Annotated in this window: 15 protein-coding genes and 1 pseudogene; 1 reads left to right on the top strand and 15 read right to left on the bottom strand. The window is 60.4% G+C overall.

From position 1 onward, the window contains the following. Positions 1-46: 46 nt before the first annotated feature. Both AC1DJB_RS07290 and AC1DJB_RS07285 read right to left on the bottom strand, forming a co-directional pair. Entirely contained in the window at positions 47-430 is a 384-nt protein-coding gene (locus tag AC1DJB_RS07290) for a hypothetical protein (protein WP_476910118.1), read from the bottom strand. A 43-nt stretch (positions 431-473) separates the two neighbouring features. Continuing rightward, on the bottom strand, positions 474-2,621 hold the full coding sequence (locus tag AC1DJB_RS07285; protein ID WP_476910117.1) for an amylo-alpha-1,6-glucosidase: 2,148 nt from the start codon (positions 2,619-2,621) through the stop codon (positions 474-476). Between the two features lie 1,136 nt (positions 2,622-3,757). On the opposite strand from AC1DJB_RS07285, the gene AC1DJB_RS07280 reads away from it, so the two are divergent. After that, on the top strand, positions 3,758-3,997 hold the full coding sequence (locus AC1DJB_RS07280; protein ID WP_476910116.1) for a hypothetical protein: 240 nt from the start codon (positions 3,758-3,760) through the stop codon (positions 3,995-3,997). Between the two features lie 741 nt (positions 3,998-4,738). On the opposite strand, the gene AC1DJB_RS07275 is transcribed toward AC1DJB_RS07280, so the two are convergent. The 13 genes and pseudogenes from AC1DJB_RS07275 to AC1DJB_RS07215 all read right to left on the bottom strand — a co-directional run bounded on the left by AC1DJB_RS07275 (position 4,739) and on the right by AC1DJB_RS07215 (position 20,801). After that, positions 4,739-4,870, bottom strand: coding sequence for a hypothetical protein (locus AC1DJB_RS07275; protein ID WP_476910115.1), 132 nt, complete (start codon positions 4,868-4,870; stop codon positions 4,739-4,741). Between the two features lie 29 nt (positions 4,871-4,899). Then, positions 4,900-5,190: a hypothetical protein gene (locus AC1DJB_RS07270; RefSeq protein WP_476910114.1), complete on the bottom strand. Its 291-nt coding sequence runs from the start codon at positions 5,188-5,190 to the stop codon at positions 4,900-4,902. A 175-nt stretch (positions 5,191-5,365) separates the two neighbouring features. Then, positions 5,366-6,334, bottom strand: coding sequence for a sugar ABC transporter substrate-binding protein (locus AC1DJB_RS07265; RefSeq protein WP_476910113.1), 969 nt, complete (start codon positions 6,332-6,334; stop codon positions 5,366-5,368). 86 nt (positions 6,335-6,420) lie between these two features. Further along, positions 6,421-7,410, bottom strand: coding sequence for an ABC transporter permease (locus AC1DJB_RS07260; protein WP_441429387.1), 990 nt, complete (start codon positions 7,408-7,410; stop codon positions 6,421-6,423). Next, complete coding sequence (locus tag AC1DJB_RS07255; protein ID WP_476910112.1) at positions 7,407-8,291, bottom strand: ATP-binding cassette domain-containing protein; 885 nt, start codon at positions 8,289-8,291, stop codon at positions 7,407-7,409. Before AC1DJB_RS07255 ends, AC1DJB_RS07260 begins: the two co-directional genes overlap by 4 nt. Before the next feature lie 416 nt (positions 8,292-8,707). Beyond that, positions 8,708-10,282, bottom strand: a complete 1,575-nt coding sequence (locus tag AC1DJB_RS07250) for an APC family permease (RefSeq protein ID WP_476910111.1) — start codon at positions 10,280-10,282, stop codon at positions 8,708-8,710. Between the two features lie 607 nt (positions 10,283-10,889). Further along, positions 10,890-11,385, bottom strand: a pseudogene (locus tag AC1DJB_RS07245) (PALP domain-containing protein); the annotation flags it as partial. A 313-nt stretch (positions 11,386-11,698) separates the two neighbouring features. Further along, positions 11,699-12,724, bottom strand: coding sequence for an inositol 2-dehydrogenase (iolG, locus tag AC1DJB_RS07240; RefSeq protein WP_476910110.1), 1,026 nt, complete (start codon positions 12,722-12,724; stop codon positions 11,699-11,701). Between the two features lie 828 nt (positions 12,725-13,552). After that, positions 13,553-14,764 (bottom strand): D-arabinono-1,4-lactone oxidase, encoded by a 1,212-nt coding sequence (locus AC1DJB_RS07235; protein WP_476910109.1) that lies wholly within the window; start codon positions 14,762-14,764, stop codon positions 13,553-13,555. A gap of 221 nt (positions 14,765-14,985) precedes the next feature. After that, positions 14,986-16,449 carry an APC family permease gene (locus tag AC1DJB_RS07230; RefSeq protein ID WP_476910108.1) on the bottom strand — a complete coding sequence of 488 codons (1,464 nt, stop codon included), beginning with the start codon at positions 16,447-16,449 and terminating at the stop codon, positions 14,986-14,988. Between the two features lie 32 nt (positions 16,450-16,481). Then, positions 16,482-17,225 carry a TetR/AcrR family transcriptional regulator gene (locus AC1DJB_RS07225; RefSeq protein WP_476910107.1) on the bottom strand — a complete coding sequence of 248 codons (744 nt, stop codon included), beginning with the start codon at positions 17,223-17,225 and terminating at the stop codon, positions 16,482-16,484. 421 nt (positions 17,226-17,646) lie between these two features. Continuing rightward, positions 17,647-17,847, bottom strand: a complete 201-nt coding sequence (locus AC1DJB_RS07220) for a hypothetical protein (protein WP_476910106.1) — start codon at positions 17,845-17,847, stop codon at positions 17,647-17,649. Continuing rightward, positions 17,847-20,801, bottom strand: a complete 2,955-nt coding sequence (locus AC1DJB_RS07215) for an FAD-binding and (Fe-S)-binding domain-containing protein (protein ID WP_476910105.1) — start codon at positions 20,799-20,801, stop codon at positions 17,847-17,849. Before AC1DJB_RS07215 ends, AC1DJB_RS07220 begins: the two co-directional genes overlap by 1 nt. Between the last annotated feature and the right edge of the window lie 204 nt (positions 20,802-21,005).

Raw genomic sequence — 21,005 nt, 5'->3', positions numbered from 1 at the left:
GGGTTGCCATCCACCACGGGTCCAGCAAGTCGGGCAATGACCACATTCACCTTGCTATGTCGATGGTCCGCGAGGACGGCACCCGGTGGAGCCAGCACAAGGATTTTAAGCGCGCCCAAGATGTCGGTGCGAGCTGGAGGAGAAGCACGGACTGCGGGTTGTGCATCCTCCTCACGCCAAGCGCGGCTACCACCCCAAAGAGCGTGAACGCGCCGTCGCCGTTGGTTCGTAAGACGTCGGTGTCGGCCCGTGGATGGGGATTGAGTGCGCTGGCGCCGCCAATGCGGTCGAGCTGAGGCCAGTGTTCAAGTGTGCGGAGACTGACGCTGGTCTCGCGGGCGAGGGCGGCAATCAGGATCCGGCCCTCGACGTGAAGTCGGCTAACCCTCCAGCGCTCGTGGCCGTTCAGATGGCCTACCGTCGCCGCCACTAGCACCGCAACACCCTAGGGCCCGCAGCCCAAGCTAGATAACCTATAGCTGAGACCGCCCCTGTTCCATAAGATCTCCCACCCATGGCAGGTAACCTCGGCGAGCTGTCATTCCGTCTGGCAATCCCTTGACAGAAAATCCGGACCCGGAAATGTCGATAGTGATCCGGGAGTCGCCCACCGGTGCGTTGGTGATGTGCAGATCTCCATAGGACTCCGGGAGTACCGGATCCATCCATATTCCGCGCAGGGATACGTCCGGGTCGTATCGCATCAACGTTGTTACAAGCATGATCGGTGCGGTCGCTGCCCAGGCCTGCGGTGAGCACGCCGTAGGATACGCTACGGGCTCGGTGAAGTCCTCCCGACTGAATCCGCAGAACAATTCGGGAAGTCGCCCGTCCGAGAATTCCGCCGCTTCAAGCAACGCCGTGGAGATCCGCTGGGCCTCCGCCACGAAACCATAGCGCATTAGTCCGACCTGGATGATCGCGTTGTCATGCGGCCAGACCGAACCGTTGTGGTAGCTAGCCGGGTGGTAGGCCCTCATATCGGTAGCAAGTGTGCGCACTCCCCAACCGCTGAACATCTCCGGGGACATTAGTCGCTCGACCACTGACGGCGCCTTGTCCTTATCAACGATGCCCGTTGTCAAGCAGTGGCCCATGTTAGAGGCGCATGCATCGACCGGTCGCTTATCCTTGTCCAGCGCGACTGCGTAGTAGCCCTTGTCCGGCAGCCAAAACTGTTCGTTGAACTGTCGTTTGAGACGCGCGGCACGATCCCGCAGCTCGGCCGCCTTGGCCAAGTCACCGGTTTCGTACGCCATCCAGGCAGATGCTAGGAAGGCACCATAGACGTACCCCTGCACCTCGCAAAGAGCGATTGGAGGCTCAGCCAAGGTTCCGTCAGCGAAATTGATTCCGTCCCAGGAGTCTTTCCAGCCTTGGTTTATCAATCCCCGTTCGTTAAGTCGCTCATACTCGACGAAACCGTCCCCGTCCTTGTCCCCGTAGTCCACGATCCAGCCCAACGCGCGGTCCGCGTTAGGCTGCAATGCGGCAATGGTTTCCTTGGCAAAGCCCCAACGGCTCACCTCCCCGAGCACCATAAGAAACAACGGAGTGGCGTCAATGCTGCCGTAGTAGGTGGATTTACCACCGAGAGCCAGTGCGCTTGAAACGTCTAGCCTGACCTCGTGCAAAATCTTGCCGGGCTCTTCCTCGCTCATCGGATCCACTACTCTTCCTTGACGGTCGCCAAGTGTCTGCAGCGTGCCGAGAGCCAGGGAGGGGTCCACGGGGAGCGCCATCGCCGAAGCCCACAGCGAATCCCGTCCAAACAGAGTCATGAACCATGGCGCCCCGGCCGCCACCACTACCCGGTTCGGGTGTCCGGGATCCTCAATCCGCAACGAGCCCAAATCGTCGTAGCTACGTCGCAGGGTCCGCTCGATTGAGCGGTTGCCCATTTGCAGGACTGGGATCTTGGCCACCCACTCCCGTCGACGACGGTCACGCGGTGTTAGCGCGTCGGTCTCCGGACGGGCATGAGGCGCCGGAGCGACAGCGCCATTCACGAGAGGCGCCACGCTGAGCAGCGCACTCCAATGTCCGCGCGGCTCGATTGTCGTTCTGTAGGTTAACGCTTCAGTGACGACGGCGTCGCGGCCAGCCGTGATTACCACGCCTTTGCTGACGTCCCGCCACGTGCCCCGGATGACCAGTGAATCCCTGTCCAACTCCCGGGTTTCGTTCCAGCGCCGCTGGATACGCGCTTCCTTGACCTCGAAAAGGTCGGCGAAATCTGTTTCCACGGTTATGCCGACAATGCATTCGACCGGTTGCCCCGAATAGTTGCGAACCGTAATCCGCTCCTGGATGCCCGCACCGACCTCCCGCAGTCTCTCAACGATCAGGGGGCTCTCCGTAACGCCTTCGGATCGCGGCACCCGACCGGCGAAAAGCGCACGGTAGGGCTCTTTGATCTCGGTCGCCAGCGGTTCAACCAGTTGACCGTTTACGGTCAGGATCCACCGGGACAGGATCCGGGTGTCCTCGAAAAAGACGCCGTGAGGGTATTCCGGGATGATGTCCCCGTTAGCCGAGGAGATGCAGAAATTTGAACCTTCCACTAGCGTCACCGCTGCACTCAAAGGCGCGGCCGCCGTGTCTGCGTTCCATCCAGCCATATCAGGCTCCTTCGCGGAGTTACACCGTCACTTCTGACGATTCAAGCCCCGATACGGGGCCCCTTCATTGGATCAACCGACTCTACGCTTCTCGGCGTGCTGGCTCCAGACCCGTGACTACTCACCGAAACTCCCGTGCCCGGGCAATTCCAACCAGGTGTCGCGAGTTCCGTCCGGTCCCCAGAGGACAACTATCGGATCAGGATTCCTTGTCCGGCCGGGAGCTACCGGCGGCTGAGAAGGTGACGGCTGACCGTTGGCAGTCCATTCATCCACGGCCACGCAGTTCGCAACTGTGTATCAAACTGACACGCTTTGTCCCGTTGCCTAAGGCCGATTCTGGAAGGGATCGAATAGGCCATTCAGTTTAGTGAGTTGATTGCAATGATGAACCGGAAGCTCGCGCACGGTCGGCACGATGATTGGGTGCGGGCGATCACCGATTGCGGACGAACAGTTCCGGGGGAGCGGTCAAACTGCGAATCGGTGCAGGACAAACCAAGCTCAGAGTCGAGCGCGCGTTTCAGCCCATCGTTGCGCAGTTTGCCCGATTCGAAGTCTCCCGTTGCAGATCTAAACGTTGCTGGCATCTGGCCGGACATCGCGGCAGCAGTCGCCTAAAGCAAGAGCAAGGTAAGGGAAATGAAGGCTCGAGAAGCAGTCAAGGAACGCAGAATGCACGCTGTACTATCCGATTGGCGTGAGCTCCAAAGCGGTGAGTTCGTCAACATTGTGAGGAACGCAAAAGTGATCGCTCACGGTCGCGTTGAGGAAGTATCCGGGAGCGGCGGCGTCTTGTGGATCGGCAATGAAGAATCCGAAACACAGACATTCCTCAAGTCGGATGGTGTCTCTGTTCGGAGGCGCTGATGCTCGCCTCCACCATTGAACCCCAAACCCGCGCAATTACCTTGAAGGAAACCTAGGGATGGAAGTCCACCACGAATGGTGGGTCGCTCGTAGGCCTCGATATCGAGACATGACACGGTGGAGACCGGCGCGTCACGACCATTTAAAGGGCGTCACCGGGGAGGACCCCGTGCTCTGGCTGCAGAACTATGGAGCCTTGCAGCAGCAGCTCTTTGAAGGCTCCAGGTTCGACGTCCTGACCAAATGCAAGAGGGAAGCTATTTCTCATGGTTTCTAAGTTGCAGTCCACTCGGATCCCGGTTCAATCGCCGGAGTACGAAAACAAGGGAAGGTCGGTCACCACGGAGGCCATGTGGCACGTCCAGGCAGAAGCATCACGCGGCGGATCACGTGGGGTCAAAGTCACATGGCATGACGCAGCTTCCTACAGCATCGAACTAAGCGACGAGATACCCGTCGGAATCATCTACGAGTGCCTCGCAGAAAACTCGCCCAACAAAGCTTGAAGGGAACCCGCCAACGAGAAAGCGCGGACCTTTGGCTGAGGACTGCGGCAAGGACGCGCAACAGTAGACTGTTCGCCGGTAGACCAGCCGAAACAAATTTCTCATTACATGCCAGTCAGATTCGTCGCGATAAGGAAAATACCAACCACCGCCACCATGACCGCAGCCGCGCTCGCAGAAATGACGGGGATGAAGCGTGTGGACCCGGGTTCCGTCTGTGACGCAGCGGACCGCAAAGAGTCGAAGCGGATGCCTGCCCACCACAGTCCAGCGGCTATGAGAACAAGGAAAATACCGAAGTAGACCATCTGATCACCCTCTACATTGAACATAACAAGCAACCGTCTTTACGTCACTGATCCGCGTCGCCGGCCCTGGCGGCATCGGGACCCAGTACGATTGCCAAATTCGTGCTCGCACGGTCCGGACCGATCTGAGAAACCTGCATCGCACAACTGAAGCCATCGGTGCGCACGAGGCTCGCTTCGGCGCCTCTATCCAGCGCGAGAGCAATCGAGCGCCCTGCGACCGTCATCGACATATCGAAATGATCCGCCTCGGAGCCGAATTCCCAGCGACACCGAAGCACGACGATGACTCGACAATGGTTGCCACTCCCAGGCCTGAAGCACCTGCATTTGCGAACCCGAGCCAAGGACGCCTGCTCGTGGCAGTGTTTGCAAGGCGGCTGTTTCCGGGGGCATCGGTTTTTGGAACCCATCCCCCGTCCGAGCGCCGCGCTTACCGCAACCGAAATGCGCAAATGCCGTCGCGACCGGCCCGAAGGTAGGCGCCGTCGGCAGTGACGAGTTCGACCTCCCGCACGTGGTGGGTCATCCGCCCGTAGGCCAACCGAGTGGTTTCCGCAGGCATCTTTCCTGATGGACCCGCCGATCGTGGGCTCACGTCAGCGATGGAGGATCCGGAGCAAAGGTAAGCTCTCCCGAAGTCGCCGCCTCATCGTAGAAGCACAGTTCGCCGAGTACGACGCCGGCGTCGACCCAGACCGTTCGGGACTCGGCGTCGCCAACGGTCTTGGGGAATGCGACTGCCTCTGGTCGTATCCGATAGTTTGATGCGTCGCGGGGGTACTCCGAGCGCCGACGGGTCGAGTCGTCAATCTCGATACCACGTTCCCGGATCTCCCGAAGTAGCTGAGCAATTTCGGCGGCTCCGACATCGGCACTCGACATGTTCCGTTCTCATTCATTTCATTTTTGGGAATTTTAGGCGGGTGCCGTCGCCGTTGATCTGTCCCAAACGACTCGGGCACAGCGACCTAAATATCGCTGTGCCCGAGGTTGGTCCCGGATTCGTGTGGGTCCGATTGCCAGAGCAGAACTCCCGCACGAATCCGGGCCGCCGACGCTATTTCATGAAATCAGCCAAATTGTCCTTCGTGATCAGCGTGAACGGGAGGGTATAACGGTTCTCGACCTTCCCGCCCTTGAGGAAGTCAGTGACGACCTGAACGGCCTTGACACCCTGCCCGGCTGAATCCTGGCGAACGGTAGCGGTCATGGTTCCGGCTTTGATGGCTTCGAAAGCCGGCTCGGTACCATCGACGCCGAGCACAGCCTTGATTTCCGCGGTGCGGTGTGCGTCTGAAATAGCTGAGGCTGCGCCGAGGGCCATTTCGTCATTGTTTGCGACCACGGCGTCGATCTGGCCGGAGCCGAATCGCGACAGCGTGTCCTCCATGTTTCGCTTCGCCACGTCTCGGCTGCCTTGAGCTTGGAATTCGGCAACGGTCTTGATGTTGCTGGCAATCTTGCTTTCGTAGCCGTTCTTTCGACGGTCCGTCCATGAGGCACCATAAGTACCCGCGGCGAAAACGATATTGGCGCCGTTGGGGAACAGCTTATTGATGTACTCGGCTTGCATTTCCCCCGCGAGCGTATCGTCGACGCCGATGTAGCTCTTGTAGTCGATCTTCGCCCCTTGAGAGAATTCAGTCGAGAGGATGAAGAGCGGGATTTTCGCGTCGGTAACCCTCTTGGCCGCGGTCTGGCTGGCTTCGCCGTCGAGGGGCTGCAGGATGATCGCATCGACCTGCTGAGTGAGCAAGTCCTCAACCTGGTTGAGCTCAGTTCCGACGTCCTTCTTCGCATCGGTAACGTGAAGCGTGACGCCTTCATCCTTGGCCGTCTGTTGCATTGCTTTCGTCATTTGTGCAAGGTCAGGGTCCTGCAGGTCGAGAACCACGACTCCGATGTTGAAGGTCTTGCTGCTCGAATTGTTGCTACCTGCAGTAGCGCCGCCAGAACAGGCGGTAAGGGTGAGTGCGCCTGCCGCCAACATTGCGGCCACAGCAGAGAATCGTCGCTGCATTCTCATAGGTGTTCCTTTCGTTGTTTTGAATCTGTGGTGGGGGATTCAGTTGTTCATTTTCGGGAGATAGCAAGGGTGAGTTAATGAGGGAACTAATCCGACTTCCAACGGTTGAGAAGCACCGCAAGCACCAAGATGATGCCCTGCATGCCCTGTTGGTAGTACGAGGAGACGCCGAGCAGGTTCATGCCGTTCATCACAACGCCCAACAGGAGCACGCCGACCACTGTTCCGCGGATCGTGCCGACGCCGCCGAAGAGACTGGTTCCGCCAATCACGACGGCGGCAATCACTTGAAGCTCGTACCCTGTTCCGGCGACCGGCGCCGCACCGTTGAGACGTGCAGTGAGCACCAAGCCGCCGAGGGCGGCAGTAACTCCGCCGATGACGTACACCGTGAAGAGCACCCGATTCGTCGAGATCCCCACCTTCTTCGCGGACTCTTCGTTACCGCCGACCGCGTAAACGTGCGAGCCGAATTTCGTCCTGCCCAGCACGAACTCGCACACGACGGCGGCAAGTACGAAAATGACCACGGGGACCGGAATCGGGCCGATGAAACCCGATCCGATCCATTCGGCCGGACCGCTCAGCCCGGAGACGACCTGGCCGCCCGTGATGACGAGGGCCGCGGTGCGAGCAATCGCCATTGTTGCAAGTGTCGCGAGGAAAGGAAGGATCTTTCCCCAAACGACTAGTGCTGCACTCAGGAAACCGACGAGGACGCCCACCCCCAGTCCCGCGATCAGAGGCCACCAGAATGCTTCGCCGGTTGATGGAGCGAAGAGTGCGAACACCATTCCGGCCAGACCGACGACCGATCCGACGGAAAGGTCGATGCCTGAAGTGATCATGATGAATGTCATGCCAAGGGCGATGAGTCCGATAATCGAGGACTGCCGAACCACGTTGACCAGGTTATTAAGCGTCAGGAAGTTGGGGGCCGCCATGGCGAGGAAAACCAGAATGAGGGCGAAAAATACCAGGATTCCATAGTCACCGATGAAGCGCTTGATCTTGGTAGATCGTGAGCCTTCCTCCAGTTTCGGCTTGCCCAGCATGACTGCAATCGTGTTTGTCACGAGTCGCTCCTGTTCGTTGAGTAGTCGAACTCATCGGCCGGTGGCTCGCTGACCGCGGCAAGCGAAGTGCTCCCGATCTTGCGGCGCTCCACGGGGACTTCTACGTCGGTGTAGCCGTCGAGTGTGCCATGTGAGATCAGATGCGCAACTTGTGTCTCCGAGATCTCTCCGGTGCGGAACCTACCGACAATCTGGCCCTGTCGCATGACCGCAAACCGGTCGGCGACTGCGAACGCCTCGTCGAGCCGGTGGGTGATGATGATGACCGCGATGCCCAGGTCCTTGAGCTTCTGGGTGACCTCGATGAGCTTGTCCACCTTGGCGACTGAAAGGTTCGCAGTGGGTTCATCCATGATGATGAGTCGGGCGTCGAAGGCGAGGGCGCGTCCGATCGCGACGGCTTGGCGTTGCCCACCCGACAGTCGCTTCACCTTGAGACGCGGATTGATCGGTATGTCCAATCGCGCAAGCACGCGATTGGTCTCGGCCTCCATCTTCTTCCTGTCGATGATTCGGAGCAGCGGACCGAGAATATTCTTCTGCGGCTCGCGTCCAAGGAAGATGTTCGTACGAACATCAAGGTTGTCCGCGAGGGCGAAGTCCTGATACACCATCTCGATCCCTTTGTCTCGGGATGCCGACGGGGTGTGGAACTCAGTGGGTTTGCCATCCATCTCGATGGTGCCCTTATCCGGCTGATACACGCCGGTGAGTACCTTCATGAGCGTTGACTTGCCCGCGGCGTTGTCGCCCAGAAGTGCAAATGTCTCGCCTGGCTGAACGTCGATACTCACTCCGCGCAAGGCAGACACTGCGCCGAAGGTCTTCTGTATATCTTTGAGTGCGACCAAAGGAGCGGTCACAGGTGGTGCTTCGGTCATCTCATCCTCGTGATTGATAGATCTATGGCCATGAATTTGAACTGGTGAAGCAGATTCGCCAGCGGTTAGCCGATTCAGCATGTGCAGATACGGCACGACGCCCTAGCGTCTGCTCCAGCACTCCGGAGTCTCACCGCTTTCATGTAAGAAACTATGAGTGACGGCGGTCATACTCGCGTGTGCCAGTTTGGAACATCTCGCCCCGATGGCGAATGCGCCTCAGGCGACGAACGCTTAAACACAGAACTGCTCCCCGGAAGCCCGAACTGATTTTTCAGTCCAGCTCCGGGGAGCAGTCCAAAGAAGCGGTGCTCCTCGCTCGGATCTTCTGACGACCAAGGCGGGCATACACATCGGGTCGCTTGGAGCGGAGGAAGAATGCGTAAACAATTCCGCCGAAGAACCCCGTGCGCGCCTTAAGCTTCGAGTACGTTCTCGATCTCGCTCTCGGTCTCAGCGACAGAAGCGATAGCGAGGCTTGCATCATGCGGTGACGCGCTCGAAGCAGCGGCTTCCACCTCGGCGTCTGTGGCCCGGCCAAGACGGGCATACCAAGCGGGACGGAATCGCTTGAAGTAGAGCGCAACCGAGGAACCGGCGATGACGAACGCGACAAGCACGAGGAGCATCCAGAGGTTCTGGCCTGGTTCGCCGCCGACGAGCAGGTCGAAGCGCGCGATCGCGAAGGCCACCACCGCACCAAGGATCACGAGCGATACGATCGGCGCAACGAACACTTTCCATGGGGATTCTCCGGCGGGAACACCCGTCCGCTTGAACCACGTGAAAACGGCGAGGCTGACGAGGACCATGAGGATAAGCACGCCCGCAGTTCCGATTCCGCTGCCCGCACCCATCACGAAGGCCGGATCGACCGAGGCAATAGCGAACGGCGCCAGCATGACTGCAACCGCGATCGCAGCAGTCAAGGACGCGCGGTACGGGGACTTGTGCCGCGGGTGCACGACCGAGAGGTACTTCGGGAGAGCGTGGTCTGCGCTGAGGTTGTACAAGTAGCGCGCTGAGACGTTGTGAACGGACAGCACCGAAGCGACTGCCGACGTCGTAATCAGGACCATCGTGATCTGCAGGACGCCTGGACCGACGAACCGGGTGAGCGCATCATTGAACATGGTGCCGGCGCCGTCGGTGGCGGCAGCCTGCGCCTTCGATCCGAACGCTACGATCAGGGTGTACGCGGACAGCGCGTAGAACAGTCCGATGAGGACGACTGCGAGGTACGTAGCCCGGGGAATCGTCCTGTTCGGCTTGCGGACTTCGTCCCGGTAGAGGGCGGTCGCTTCAAAGCCGAAGAAGTTGCCGAGTGCGAATAGGAGCGCGATGCCGGTGCCGCCGTTGATGAAGTGGGCCGGGTTGAGCGGTGCAAGGGACAGTCCGTCCGAGCCGCCCTTTGCAAGGGTGACGACGTTGAAGATGCCGACGAGGATTACCTCAAGAACCATGACGGTGCCCAGAACCTTCGCCGACAGGTCGATGTGGAAGTGTCCAAGGGTGGTGACGATGATCCACACTGCGGCGCCGCATGCCCACCATGGCAGGGCGGGGCCGCCGAAGCTCGTCACCAGGGATCCGATTGTCACACCCGCGAAGCCGTAGATTCCGGCGCAGTTGACGAGGTAGGAGATGGTGGCGAGGTAGGCGCTCCCGACGCCGGTCACTCGACCGAGGCCGAGCGAGATATACGCGTAGAACGCGCCGGCCCTGGGAATGTGGCGGGTCATTGTCATGTAGCCGATTGAAAAGACCATCAGGACGATCGTCGCGATAATCCACGCCAGTGGCGCGGCTTCGCCGACGAAGCCGATGGCGAAAGCCAAATAGCCGGCGACCGTGACGATCGGCGCGGAAAACGCGAGCACGCTCAGCACGAGTGAGACGGTCCCAAGGTTACCCGTGAGGCGGTTCTGCTGGTCTTCAGCGGACTGTGCCGCCGCGGGCGTCGGAGAGTTTGTGGCGGAATTCCTATCCATGGTGTTCCGCGATTCTGTTGATGCTGCTTTGGTCATTTTATCCTTCGTCCTCGCTAGATAGACCATGGGTGAACGGATGAATCACATTTGGCCGGCGAAAATCGGCCAACTTCCTCGTTGGATCCAGCACGACGCCCTACGGTCGATGTGCCGGAAGAAGCTCCGGAGGCCTGGATTCACCCGCGTCCAACAACTATGACCCGCATCACGTGCACCCCTATGTGCCAGAATGGAACGCCCCGGCTTCAGGCTCAATGACGTCCTACCACCCAGAAATGCCACCACCCAGGTAATCAACAAGCCAACCAGAACGTGCGCACACTCGCATCAGGCCCTGCATAGCGAGGAATTCATCTAAGTTCCGAGAGGCACACCAACGCGTTTAAAGGCGTCCTCAGAATTTGACCGCCGAGGCGCCTGTGTCAATGGCCCGGCTGTTTGGTGGCGAAGGTTCCTCGATCATCATGAAGTAGATCCGGGGTGCGACCTCCCAGCCTCAGAGTGCCAGGGTGTTCTACTGCCGGTCCGTCGAGGCCGAGGAGGGAGGACGCCAATGGGACCGACTCCCTGGTCTCCTCCAGGACGCAGCATGGGCATGTCGATCGAGGCTGTCGGTGATCGGTTCGTAGCTGGCGGGTCCGATGTCGGGTGCGCAGGCCCGACGCCTGGGTAGTCCAGGCCCGCGGAGATGGAATGCGACTCGATGGTCTGGCCATCCTCGTCCTGCATCGGGCAGGGCCGGGCTCCCGGGCGTCCGAGGGTGATGGCGGCAGCATGGCGGCCGGTTTCGACGCCTTCACAGCCAGCCTCGAAGCAATAGTGCCTGACAGAGGGATCGTCGAGGAAGCCGTGGAAGATGCTGATCGCGTTCGACCCGCCGCTAATGCAGGCGCAGACCGCATCCGGGATACGCCCGGCCTGATTGAGGATCTGGGCCCGTGCCTCCTCGCCGATCACCTCGTGGAAGTAGCGGACCATGGCCGGGAATGGGTGGGCACCTGCGGCTGTGCCGAGAACGTAGTAGGTGCTCCTTGCATTGGTGACCTAATCCCTGAGGGCTTCGGTGATCGGTCTTTCGGGTTTCGCGAACCGTTGGTGACGGGCGGCCGGTATAGTTCTTGTTCAGGTCCGCGACCTGCGCTGTAAAATTCCGGGTCGGTCTTTGCCTTCTCGAAGGTTTACTCCAGCTGCTCTCGCTGTTCCTTGTCGAGGCCAAGCCGCATCCGCCTGCGCGCTTGCACAGACGGATGCAGCCAAGATTCTGGGATCCCGGAATAGCGCGCCGGCAGCGCCTGGCCCCAGACATCGGCTTTTACAAGTCATGCACCGGCGTTCCCGGTGGCCTCCTGGAGGAATTTGTCCTGGGGTCCCACCTGCAGTCGCCTAATACGCCGCGCCGGAACCCGGGGCGTTCCGCTAATTGGCTATGGGCAGCCCGCTTGCGATGGACACAGTGATCCCTTCCTCAGCCGAGCGCTGTGCAGCATCGGCAATCATCAGGGCAGCGCGTCCGTCTTCGAAGCTTGGGCTGCTGGACTGCTCACCGCGCACCAGTTTGATGAATTCATCGAGTTCGAGTGCGTATGCCTGCGCGTACCGTTCGATGAAGGATTCGATGTATGGTTCCTTCGCTTCAACGGATGAGGCTGAGGAATAGCTCACGAGGCTGGACTGGACGTTGCCAACTTGGAACATGCCGAGCGCCCCGAACGCCTCGAGGCGCTGATCGTAGCCGATGGCGCTGTGCCTCGAGTTCGTGATGGTGACGATCGCGCCGGAGGCGGCACGCAAGGTCACCACGGCCGTGTCGAAGTCGCCGTGCTCGCGGGCGCCCGTATCGAACAGCTGGGCCCCGGTAGCGCTCACTTCGATGATGTCACCGACGAAGAAGCGCGCCATGTCGAAGTCATGGATGGTCATGTCGCGGAAGATCCCGCCCGACACTCCGATGTAGGACGCAGGCGGGGGGCCCGGATCCCGGCTGACGATCGAGAGGTGTTCGAGCTTTCCAATCTCCCCGGCCAGTACCCGTGTGTGCACGCGCGCGAAGCTGGGGTCGAAGCGCTGGTTGAAGCCCAGCGCTACGGGGATCCCGCTCGCTTCGAGCTTCGGACGCAGTGCGTCTACCCGGGCGATGTCCAGATCGATCGGTTTCTCGCACAAGACGGGAAGGCCTGCGTCGATGCAGGCCTCGATGAGCTCGATGTGGGTTGGGGTTGGGGACGCGACGAGCACGGCGTCCAACTGCCCGGAGTGGATAAGTTGTTCTGGCGAGTCAGTCGCGGTGCCACCGAAGCGCGAAGCCACCGACCTCGCTCCGTCGATGAACGGGTCTGCTGTCCCGACCAGTTCCGCCGCCGGATTGGCGGCGATGTTTGCTGCATGGACCTGGCCGATGCGGCCGGTCCCTATGAGTCCGAAGCGTATGGGATTGTGGCTCATGAATTGTCTCCTTCGAGAATCGCAATATCAAAAGTCCGCAGGACGGGTTTAGAAATGCTGGTGGGAAACGAAAAGGTGCGTCGGCATTCCGAGCCGATTCGCACTGAGATCAGGCTGCCAGCCCAACACCGAGACCTTGTGTCCCAGTTTGATACGGGTGCGAGCCAGTCGCGGAAGTGCCCGAAACTCAAAGCCGGGAAGGACGGGCGCCATCGCGAGCCCCTCCTTGCTGCTAGTTCTGGTAGTAGTCGGGTTTCGTCGCAAGCATGACCGTATGCCGGTTGCCGGTGCGCGTTGCCTCGATGGCTGCATCGGCGACCGCGGTAGCGGCAACTGGTGATGCCTGTCCGGCGCGATGGCAACCTCATACGGGTACCCTCGGTAGGAACCACAGCGCCCGGCATAGGTTCTGCGCCTTCGGTGTTCGACCATCACCCGCGCCTCTCCAGGGTAGTTCATCAGGGTTGCGATGAGTTCTCCGACATGTCCGGCTCTGGCAGGACTCCGAGGCACGCGGGCTCCGGAGGCGGCCCAGTGAAGGTGCCCGAGCAGAGCCCGATGGGCTGCCGCGAAGTCCTCCCGGCTCACTGCATGTGGATTCTGCGCGAGCCAGCGATGGTGGCCGAGGTCAAGAATCAGCTTCTCGTCGACGTTCGAGCGGGGGCGACGGATGCTGCGGGAATAGACTCCAATTCGTTTGTCCTTGCCTGAAAACTGGTACTAGGTCAGCAGATGGGCGGTTTCGACGGCGCCCCTTGGGTGTGGATCGGCACCGGACTGGCCCGGGTCAGAGACGAACCTCAACTTGAGTAGCTGGCGCTCCAGCTGCTACTCGAACAGCGTGCGCAGTGGAGCGTTCAGGAACGTACCGGTGGGATCGAGCTTCCTCCGGACCCCGATGAAATCGTCCCACCGAGGGTAGCGCTCCCGGAGGATGTCCGGAGCAAGGAAGTACTGTTGTTTGCCCCAATGCGGCCGCGCATCGAACTCGGAAAGTACGAGGTCGATGGTGTGGAAAAAGGGCAAATTGTCTCCGCCCTTCGTTCGGCAGAATCCGATCGCCATGGAATCCCGGCCGTACATGGGCGACAGCCAGGATTCGTCCCGCGCCACAGTCCGTGCTTCCATTGGAAATTCGTCGGGGAAGTGGTCCATCACGGGCAGGACTGCTGCGAAGGCATCGTGAGCCCTCTCGTAGGGAACGAAGTACTCCACTTCTTCCCACGGCGTCGGATAGTGGTCAGGGTAAATCCTGTACGGACGGTTGAGGCGCGCAGCCGGCGTGTAATCATCCTCCGCATCGGCGGGGACTGTGTCGTAGATGCGCACTAAGGTCGGGTCATCCATGCTGTCCGGCAGCGATGGCAGGACCGCCGACATGTCGTACATCGGTCCACGAACGAAGCTGAAGTGCCGGTGCCTACGGTTCGCTTCATCCCATTCGGCCAGGACTTGTGCAAAGGGCTGGAAGGTCAGCGATTCTCTTAATTTGAACGCTGGCTCAAGCTGCAGATCGATGCTGACGAGGATCCCAAGCATCCCCGATGAGGCTCGGAGAGCCGGCAGCCGTGGATCGTCGGGGCCTATTCGCTCCAGTTCGCCGGATGCCGTTATCAGCTCTGCGCCGACGACTGCCCCGGACATTGCGGTGAGTTGCAGTCCCGACCCGTGGGTTGAGGTGCTGACAGCGCCTGCGATTGTCTGGAGATCAATCGCGCCCTGGTTCTTCAGGGACAAGCCTGCGTCCCACAGGGGCTCGCCGATCTCAGAGATTTTCGTACCGGCCTGGATGCATGCCCGATTCGCGGTTTGGTCAATGTCGACAATTCCCGATAGGGCCGAGATGTCAAGGACGATTCCATCGGTGGGAACGAGCGGGGCAAACGAATGGCCGGACCCCACCGGACGGACCGAGATCCCCCGTTTGGTCGCGTCGGCCACTATCTCGCTCACGTGCTCAACCGAAACGGCCTTGACGACCGCCTCGGGCGAGCAGCCCTGAGTGCCGGCCCAGTTACTCCATGTCGTTTGAATGCTCATGTTGTTCAATCTCCGGTCCTGCGACGCATAGCCCGGTCGCTTTTGGGAATGGTTCATTGCTGAAACGCCTCATGCTTCGACAGTTGGCCCGAGCCACAATCCGGGGCACCCCTCTACACCTAGCGCAGCTTCTTCCTGATGCTGTCTCCAAAAGGTCAAAAGACGACCGAGTGTTCGTCTGTCAGGGTCGCCCCAAGCTAAGGAAGTTCGGTCGGCCCGGATCAGTCGATCTTTTGCCGGCCGAGCCGAACGTAGATGTCCGGTCGCCGGGAGCGCAGGAAGAATGCATAGACAACGCCTCCGAAAAACAACGCGAAGGTGAAGCTCATAAAAATGCCCGTCATCTCGGCTGAGCCGCCAATGAGTTCGGGGTAGTTTGCGATTGCCAAGCAGGTGACGGCCCCGAGGAAGACCACACTGATGAGCGGGGCAACGATTGTTTTCCATACTGACTCCGGGGCGAAGCTGCGGCGACGCAGGAAGTACACGAGGACGGCGAAACTGGTGATGAACATCAGCAAGAGCACAGCGAAGGTTCCGCTGCCGCTGGCAATCGGATACAGGGCATCCGGGGAGACATCCAACACCGTGAAGATTACTGTCGCCACCGCCCAGATGAGACCGATAGCGATTGCGGCAACATAGGGTGACTTATGCCGGGGGTGTACGCGTCCAAAGAACGCGGGAACGGCGTGATCGGCTGCAAGGGAGAAGCCGTAGCGTGCTGCGATGTTCTGGATGGACAACATGCATGCCAGTACGGATGTAATGAGGAGAATCGTTGTAATATCCGCGAAGATCTTTCCCACAAGGACTCCTACGGCGTCGTTGAACAGATTCACGGTGTCGCTTGACGCTGCCGCCTGTACGTTGTCCGGGCCGAAAAAGGCGATGAAGGCCGACGCGGCGACGGCGTAGAAGAGGCCGATTCCGGCGACAGAGAGGTATGTGGCACGGGAGATTGTCTTGTCCGGATTCTTGACCTCGTCACGATAGATGACAGTGGCTTCGAAACCGAAGAAGTTGCCGACAGCGAACAGCAATGCCAAACCCACGGTCGCATTGGTTACCGATGACGGGGCGAATCCTGCGCTCTGTACCGCGTCGAGTCCTTTGGCTGAGAACGAGGCCACATCGAAGACAACAACGATGGCTACCTCAAGGAGCATTACTGCGGTGAGCAGTTTCGCGGAAAGGTCGATGCGGTTGTAGGCAAGGGCCGTTGTGACTGCGGTGATGGCCAGCGCGTACCAGTACCAAGGGATTTCCGGACCGTTCAAGCTGCTCACTACGAACCCTTGCAGCGTCACTCCGAAGAATGAAGGAGCGAAGAATCCTATGAAGATGTAGCCGAAGAGCGCAAGGAAGGCGCCGCCGAGGCCGGCTGGTTTGCCGAGTCCGGCTGTGACAAACGAGTAGAAACCCCCTGGCGACTGGACGCTGCCGCTCATCTTCACGAAACCAACGGAGAAGATCAGCAGCATGAGGGTGACCAGTACGTAGATAGCCGGAGCCGTCTGACCGCTGAACATCAGCAGGACGGGAAGGGTTCCGGCTACCGTGGCCAGCGGCGAAGAGAAGGCGAGCACGTTCATCACTAGTTCGCCCACCCCCATGTTGCCATTGAGCCGGCTTTTGGGAGCGGAGCTCGTCGCCTTTGGTTTGTCGATTGTTGTATTGCTCACGTAATCCTCGTCACTAGAGTATGAGTGCCGACTCACAGTATCGACAGCTGGACCGGCAGGGGTGTGCCAGTCTGGGGCAGTTCGAGGATCGATCGGGTCAGCGTGACGGCACGGTCCAGCACTTCTGCGAGTTTCACTTGCCCAGCCGTTCGGCCACCCCATCGCTTGACCCCATCCAGAAGGGTAAAAATCACCCGTGTTGTCTCGGTTGTGAGGCTGTAGCCCATCTCTGCTGCCGCGGCGGCAAACATGCCTTCGTGGAAGCCAACCAACGCCCCGACTTCATCCCGGACCTCGTCGCTGAGAAAATGCGTGACGCGATCTGTGGCGATCAGGAGGTCCCATAGCTCAGACTCGGGTTGCAGCAGTTGATGTGAAAGGTGGAAGCGCACCAGGGCCGCCCAATATTCCTCGGCTGATCCGGCATCCCTGGCTGCGGCGAGCAGACCGTGGGCGAAGTCGTAAGTGAACGACAGGAGTGACGCGGCGACAATTTCGCCCTTTCCTTGCGGAAAGCTTGAATAAAGACTCGGAGCCTTCATTCCAAGCTCTCGCCCCAAGGTCCTCATCGTTACCGATTCGAGTCCGCCGCTGGTGGCCAGCCGCAAGAATGCAGCCAAGATGCGTTGCTGCGCAGGAGTGTGGGGAGGTCGGTCGCGACTGAACAAGAAGGCGGCGATTGACGCGGTCGCTTGCTCGCGCGGCACCTGAATCATTCCAACGTCACCCCCGTTATCCATCAACACAAGAATAGCTAACGACCGTTCGTAAGTCATCAGTTGTGATCCACCCAAAGCAGTACTGGTCGCGGGCAGCCAGCCGGAGCCGCCCGGATGGCAAGCAGCTTCCCCTGGAGGAGCTCAATCGCGTCGGCGGCGGTTTAGGGACTGGCTATGTTCCCCGTGTTGGCCACGGCGACGGGTCGCGTGTGTCGCGGCCTTCTGCCATGTCCTGAAGGAGTCGGTGAACGAGCTTCCCGGATCGCCTGAGCGGAACGTTGGTGCGTTTGCCAAGATCGGTCTCACTGAAGGTTTCTGACGCCCGCAGCCATTCGACATGCCGTCCTTGTGCGAGCTTCCTGTTCATCATCGAGATCAACTCTCAAAAATATTCGGGTTGTTCGGTCCCTTCCAGCGTCCGTCCCGTGACGCGAAACCAACCGTGCCAGTTCGGGACACGGTCGCACCGGAATGGGGTTCACCGTGTGCCGATGCTTGTGAAGAAGATGAAAACCCCGGCGGCGGCCACCAAAAAGGCGGCGGCGCCCGGGGAAACCGCGTAGATTCCGTAGAATGTGCCCTGGCTTCGCGGCTGACGTCCGGCCCTGGCGAAGAAGTGGCGGCCCAACAGGCGCAACCCGGCCGCCACCAGGATCAAGAAGAGGCCGACGTACTCCATTAATCCACCCAACGAGCATTGTGCGGGTCCAGCGCCAGAGCCAGGTGTTTGCCGGAGCGCTCCGGGTCGATCTGTGAGACCTGCATGGCGCAGCTGAAGCCGTCGGTGAGGACCAGGGCGTCTGAATCACCCTTCGCCAAGGCGGGTATGACGGAGTGTTTGGCGACCTTCATCGACATGTCGAAATGCTCCGCCTCGAAGCCGAAGTTGCCGGCCACTCCGCAGCATGAGGACGATTCCACAAGGTTCGGGACGCCCCAGGTCTCCAGGATGCGTTTCTGTGCGCCGGAACCGAAAACGGCGTGCTCGTGGCAGTGGGTTTGCAGCACTGCTGTTTCCGGCGGCAGGGTCTTTGGCTTCCATCCGCGTTGCATGGCTTCGTCTACGGCCACCGAGAACGACCGGACCCTTGCCGCGACCCGGGCGGCGGCTGCGCCGCCCACGAGCTTCGGGCCCTCGTCCCGGATGGTCGCCGCGCAACTCGGTTCGAGGACGACGATGTCCCGGTCCGTGCCGTCATCGAGCTTGCTGATCAACCGGGCCAGCCGTCGTCGGGCACCGTCGCGCTGCCCAGTAGAGATCCAGGTGAGGCCGCAGCAAGCGTCCGGTGTACAGCCAACCGAGCTGCCGGATTCGCGGAAGATCCGCGCCGCAGCCGGCACCACCTCGGGTCGGAACGCGCGGGTAAAGCTGTCGATGAACAATAGGATGTCCGCGTTCCCGGTGAATCCGGCTTCCCGGATCCGCTGCCCGATCTTGGCCGACTGCGCGAAGTCCGGAAGCCGCCGTCGCGCGCTGACACCCAACAGCTCCCCCAAAGCCCGGAACAGGCCAATGCGCGTACCGAGGTTGGCAAGCGTGGAGACCCTCGTCAGCAGCGGCAGCCAACGCGGCAACCAACCAATCGAATAATGCGTGAACGGCCGCAGGCGGCCACGATAGTGCTCATCCACCAGCTGCGACTTGGCTTCCGCGATGTCCACACCCGTGGGACAGTCGGTTGAACACGCTTTGCAGGACAGGCAGAGATCCAGCGCCTCCCTCACTTCCGGGCTTGACCAGCCGTCATGGCTCGTCCCCTTAGTCCTGGTAAGTTCCTGCAGTACTCTCGCCCGTCCACGCGTCGAATCCTTTTCGTCTTTGGTGGCCCGGTAGCTGGGGCACATGAACCCGCCGGTCGTCGCCCTGCAGCGTCCCACCCCGATGCAAGCGTGGGTATTGCCCATGAAGGGGCTAACCACCGGGAGCAAAGCACGGTTTTCGGAGGAAGGCACGACGGCGGCATCCAGGACCGCGCCCACCTCGCCTTGGTCGGAGACGGGTTGAGGTAGGCCTTCCAGGGCGAGCGAAGCAGAGAAGGGCGCCGGGTCCACGATGATCCCTGGGTTGAGGATTCCTGTCGGATCCCAGAGATGTTTGAACGCTTTGAAGATGGCCAACATCTCGCGGGAGTACATCACCTCGAGCAATTCGCCCCGCGCCCTGCCGTCACCGTGCTCTCCGGATAGCGACCCGCCGTGGGCGACCACGAGCGTGGCCGCTTCATGGGTGAAATCGCTGAATGCCTGCCGGCCGGCGTCACTGCGAAGATCGTAATCCAGCCGCATATGCACGCAACCTGCACCGAAGTGTCCGTACATGAAGGCGGTATAGCCGTACTTCTTCACTAAAGGCAGCAAATCCGCGAGATAGTCAGCCAGCCGCTCCGGAGCGACAGCCGAATCTTCCCAACCTGGCCACGTCTGCACACCATCGATGCGCCTTGACGAGAGTCCTGCACCGTCTTCGCGCACGCGCCACAGCTTTGAGCGTTCCCGGGGTTCGGTAACGATTGCATGGTCCACGATCCGGCCGTCGGCGCGGAGCTTTTCCGCCAGACGTTCGCAGTCGGATGCTGCTTGGTCGATGGTTTCGGCCGAAAACTCGACCATGAGGAAGGCCTCGCCCTTCGGCAGGGAATCAACGCTCGCGGCCCCCCTGCGGTGGCGCATGATATCCACAATCGATGCATCCAAGCCTTCGATCGCGCTTGGCTTCGCCGCCAAAATAGTCATCACATCACGGGCCGACTCGATGGTGTCCTGGTATCCAAGGCACAGGAGCGCCGTGGTCCGGGGTTTTAGGACCAGTCCGACTTTGGCCCTTACTATGATGGCGCATGTGCCTTCGCTGCCTGCTAAAGCGCCCGCGATGTCCAGACCGTTTTCCGGCAGCAGATGGCCCAGGTGGTACCCGGAGACCTGACGCGGAATTTTCTGCAGTTCTACCCGCAGCGGAGCCATGTTTGCCCGCGCCAGTTCTTTCAAGCCTTCCAGCAACTCACTGGCCCGGACCACGGAGTGGTGATCTGTCACGTCCACCGCCCGAAGGAAGTCCCGTCCGGCATGCAGGTGGGCGCCGTCAGCAGTAATGAGTTCCAACTCCTTTACATGCTGGGTCATCCGCCCGTAGGCCAGCGAGTGGTTACCACAGGCATCGTTTCCGATTGAACCGCCGATCGTGGCCCGCGTCATTGAGGAAGGGTCGGGAGCGAAGGTCAGCTTCCCGTGCGTGGTTTTCTCAACGTACGAGCGCAACTCGCCCAGGACAACGCCCGCATCCGCCCAGACCGTGGCCTGGTCGTCGTCGAGGCCTTCCACTGAAACCATGCGGCGGGAGAGGTCGATCACCAAGCCCTCACCGATCGCGTTTCCTGCCATGGAGGTGCCGCCGCCCCGTGCGATAGTCGGCACGTTCGAAGCGGAACACGCCCGCACAACCTTCCGAAGATCGTCGACGCTTCCTGGGAAAACGACGGCGGCAGGCCGGACGCGGTAATTCGAAGCATCGTAGGAGTACTCGGAGAGCCTTCGGGAAGAGTCGTCCACTTCGATGCCTTGCTCGCGCAAACTCACAAGAAGCTGCCTCAGGGTTATGTCCCGGTCGTCACCATGCGGCATATTTGCGTTCTCCAATCGTCGTGGTGGAAATCTAGGCAGGCTGGCACCCTGCTGGAGTGTGCCAAACAGAACGGGCACAGCGGATGGATCCCCTGCGCCCGTTCATGTGGGAACTGCTTATCTCAAGCTTTGTTCGTGAGCGTGATCGCCGGCGGCAGGGGTCAGCTCCTCACCATGAGGCTGTAACCGTCAGCCCTGTGAAAGAGGCGACGTTCACCT

The organism is Arthrobacter sp. 01T428 (genome assembly GCF_056398685.1).
The sequence above is the reverse complement of the archived record's forward strand: the minus strand, read 5'-3'. Positions and strand labels throughout refer to the sequence as shown.